Genomic DNA, 2,274 nt, shown 5'->3' on the forward strand with positions numbered 1-2,274 from the left:
GCTGATCTACGAGCAGGTTCGCCGGCATGCTGGAACGGATGCCTCCCACCTTTATGGCGGCTGGCTGGCAATTCTTGAAGTGTGGTGCGAGCAGAACTCGGTTGCATACCAAGGCGTACCGGTCGGCACGATCAAACGCCACGCCACCGGCAAGGGCAACGCACCGAAGGAGGCGATGATCGCCGCGGCGCGCGCCCGCGGCTTCTCGCCCGCCGACGACAACGAGGCCGACGCCATCGCCATCCTCATCTGGGCGCTGGAGACCTGGGGAGGTGTCCAATGAGAAGCATGCGGCTGACGCCGAAAGGCTATGGCGGCCATCGCCGCAACCCTGACGAGGTCAAGCGCGACGGCTGGAAGGAACAGGGCCTGCTGGCCGTCGACATCGACGACGACCGCCTGACCTGGCCCGAGCGGGAGCTGGTGCGCCAGCTCGGCGAGCGGCTCTACGGCAAGCGGGAACGGGAGGCGCGTCATGGGTGAGTGGACCACAGCACAAGTGCAGGATCGGCTGGAGCTCGCGGCCGGCGTGATGCGGCAGATGCCGGGCGTGATGCCGCAGGGCTTCTTCAACGCCTGGCCCGAATACTTCCACAGCTTCGCCGACAAGGTCGGTCAGGAGCCGCAGATGCGTCGACCGAGGCCCAGCCCGCGACAGATCACGCAGGCCGAGGAAGCGATGCTCTGGCTGCGCTGGCTCGAGCCCGAGGATGGGCGCCTGGTCTGGGCCCGCGCCGACGGCATGGCGTGGAAGCCGATCTGCTGGCAGTTCGGGATCAGTCGGGCCACCGCCAACCGGCGCTGGCAGTACGGGCTTGCCGTGATCGTCTGGCGGCTTAACGGCAAGCTTGTGCCGCGGAACCGGTCGATGGACTTCGTTGTCCGTAGTGTGCGGGCATGAAAGCAGGAAGGAAGCGGAGAAAGCTATGGCCGACGCCTACAACCGTGTTACACGCTTAGACAAAACGGGAGGCAATTTGTGAACGCGCTGGTCGGCATCGGTATCTATGACATCAGTGACGCGCAACGGCTCACGCAGGCGCCGCGGCAGACCATCCGGCGCTGGCTAACCGGTTACACTTCGAGCACCGGGGTTCATCACCCACCCATGTGGGATCCGGATATCGAGCAGTCCGACGCTGTGGCGCTCTCCTTCAGAGATCTCCTCGAACTTCGTGCCATCTATGCGTTCCGTAAGCGCAAGGTGAGCGCTCAGCTTCTCCGAAAAGCGGTGTCTCGGGCTTCAGAGATCATCGGGGCGGATCATCCCTTTTCATCCGCTCGCTTCCGTACCGACGGCGCATCAATCCTGTTGCAGTTGGATCGAGAACAGGGCGAGCCCGAATTGGTGAATATCTTCACCAATCAGCGGGAAATGAAAACGATCATCGAGCAAAGCCTGCGGGACGTCGAATACGATGGTCTGACGCCGAATGTCTGGCGACCGATGGGGCGCGCGAGCGGTGTGGTGCTCGACCCATCGCGTTCGTTCGGACAGCCCATCGAGGAGGACACAGCCATTCCAACCGCCACTCTGGCTTCAGCGTCGAGGGCCGAAGGCAGTGTCGCGCGTGCCGCGGCTCTTTATGAGGTGCCGAGGCGCGCCGTTTCTCGAGCGGTCAAGTTCGAGGAGTGGCTCAGCAAAGCGGCATGAACCGCTTCAACGTATTCTTCGACCATAACTGCCCGCCAGCGATGGCGAGAATGATGGCAGGATTTCTTTCATCCGAGAGACCGCAGCCTCGATCTGTCGCACTGAGCGAGGTAATGGATCGCAGAGCCACAGACATCGAATGGATCAACTGGGTTCGTGAGCAGCCGGGCGACTGGATCGTCGCGACAGAGAACTACCGGATCCTGCGCGTGCCCGATGAGCGGCGAGCTTTCATGGGTGCGGGTCTTCGCATGCTGGTGATGCCGAAAAGTGTTTTGTCGCTGCCTCACGAGAAGCGATGTGCCCTTCTTCTGTGGCAGTGGCCACGCATCACGCGCACGATGAGCGAATTTGACCCTCCTTTGGCCTTCGAAATGTCTCCGAAACGCGAGGGAAAACTTCGTCAGATCGGGCTTTGAATGGAGCGTTCTTGGCACGGGGCTCCTATCGCTGCCCAATAGCCCGGCAAACAAACTCCCGATTTCCGTCAAGCCAAAAAGCATCTTTGAGACACTTTCCTGCGAGACACCGAAAGGCGAGACAGTTCGCCCCCTGATCGCTATCTATTGCGATATACTCGGGAGAGGAGCGCGCAGGCAGAGGCCGCGCCGCTGGCTTCC

4 protein-coding genes and 1 pseudogene are annotated in these 2,274 nt (G+C 61.9%); all 5 read left to right on the forward strand.

Features of this window, described 5'->3' with window-relative positions; all coding sequences use genetic code 11:
- A pseudogene (locus tag WA989_RS00305) lies at positions 1-283 on the forward strand (hypothetical protein); the annotation flags it as partial.
- A 5-nt stretch (positions 284-288) separates the two neighbouring features.
- Positions 289-483 carry a hypothetical protein gene (locus WA989_RS00310; RefSeq protein ID WP_424338540.1) on the forward strand — a complete coding sequence of 65 codons (195 nt, stop codon included), beginning with the start codon at positions 289-291 and terminating at the stop codon, positions 481-483.
- Positions 476-901 carry a DUF6362 family protein gene (locus WA989_RS00315; protein ID WP_424338537.1) on the forward strand — a complete coding sequence of 142 codons (426 nt, stop codon included), beginning with the start codon at positions 476-478 and terminating at the stop codon, positions 899-901. The genes WA989_RS00310 and WA989_RS00315 overlap by 8 nt, the downstream gene beginning before the upstream one ends.
- Before the next feature lie 78 nt (positions 902-979).
- Positions 980-1,654 carry a hypothetical protein gene (locus WA989_RS00320; RefSeq protein ID WP_424338538.1) on the forward strand — a complete coding sequence of 225 codons (675 nt, stop codon included), beginning with the start codon at positions 980-982 and terminating at the stop codon, positions 1,652-1,654.
- On the forward strand, positions 1,651-2,073 hold the full coding sequence (locus tag WA989_RS00325; protein WP_424338539.1) for a hypothetical protein: 423 nt from the start codon (positions 1,651-1,653) through the stop codon (positions 2,071-2,073). The genes WA989_RS00320 and WA989_RS00325 overlap by 4 nt, the downstream gene beginning before the upstream one ends.
- Positions 2,074-2,274 lie beyond the last annotated feature (201 nt).

The organism is Henriciella sp., from assembly GCF_049649345.1.
GTDB lineage: Bacteria > Pseudomonadota > Alphaproteobacteria > Caulobacterales > Hyphomonadaceae > Henriciella.

Bases quoted from the DNA above. Each gene is read 5' to 3' on its own strand.
- WA989_RS00310 (WP_424338540.1), top strand. From the start codon at position 289: ATGCGGCTGACGCCGAAAGGCTATGGCGGCCATCGCCGCAACCCTGAC.
- WA989_RS00315 (WP_424338537.1), top strand. From the start codon at position 476: ATGGGTGAGTGGACCACAGCACAAGTGCAGGATCGGCTGGAGCTCGCG.
- WA989_RS00325 (WP_424338539.1), top strand. From the start codon at position 1,651: ATGAACCGCTTCAACGTATTCTTCGACCATAACTGCCCGCCAGCGATG.